The organism is Pseudaquabacterium rugosum, assembly GCF_038066575.1.
Taxonomy (GTDB): domain Bacteria; phylum Pseudomonadota; class Gammaproteobacteria; order Burkholderiales; family Burkholderiaceae_C; genus Pseudaquabacterium; species Pseudaquabacterium rugosum.
Window position 1 is genome coordinate 1 of sequence record NZ_JBBUTF010000050.1, and the last position, 688, is coordinate 688.

Below are 688 nucleotides of genomic sequence, written 5' to 3' on the forward strand. Positions count from 1 at the left end.
TGAAGATCCACGAGTACCAGGGCAAAGAGATCCTGCGCCAGTTCAACGTGCCCGTGCCGCGCGGCATTCCCGCGTTCACCGTGCAAGAGGCCGTCGAGGCGGCGCAGAAGCTGGGCGGCAACGTCTGGGTGGTCAAGGCGCAGATCCACGCCGGTGGCCGGGGCAAGGGCGGCGGCGTCAAGGTCAGCAAGACCATCGACGGCGTCAAGGATCTGGCCGGCCAGATCCTGGGCATGCAGCTGATCACGCACCAGACCGGCGCGCTGGGTCAGAAGGTGCGTCGCCTCTACATCGAGGAAGGCGCCGACATCAGCAAGGAGTTCTACGTCTCGCTGGTCACCGACCGCGGCACGCAGAAGGTCGCGCTGATCGCCTCCAGCGAAGGCGGCATGGACATCGAGGAGGTCGCGCACTCGACCCCCGAGAAGATCGTCACCGAGCTGATCGACCCGCTGGCCGGCCTGACCGACGAGCAGGCGGCCAAGGTGGCCACGGCCATCGGCATGGAAGGCAAGACCGTCGAGCAGGCGGTGGCGGTGTTCAAGAACCTGTACCGCTGCTACATGGAGACGGATGCCTCGCTGGTCGAGATCAACCCGCTCAACCGTGACAGCCAGGGCAACCTGATCGCCCTCGACGCGAAGTTCAACTTCGACGCCAACGCGCTGTTCCGCCACCCCGAGATCGT

At 65.7% G+C, this 688-nt stretch carries 1 protein-coding gene; it reads left to right on the forward strand.

Annotated elements, in window-relative coordinates; translation table 11 throughout:
* On the forward strand, window positions 1–688 hold a 688-nt coding region (locus AACH11_RS24725), incomplete at both ends, for an ATP-grasp domain-containing protein (protein WP_341376959.1).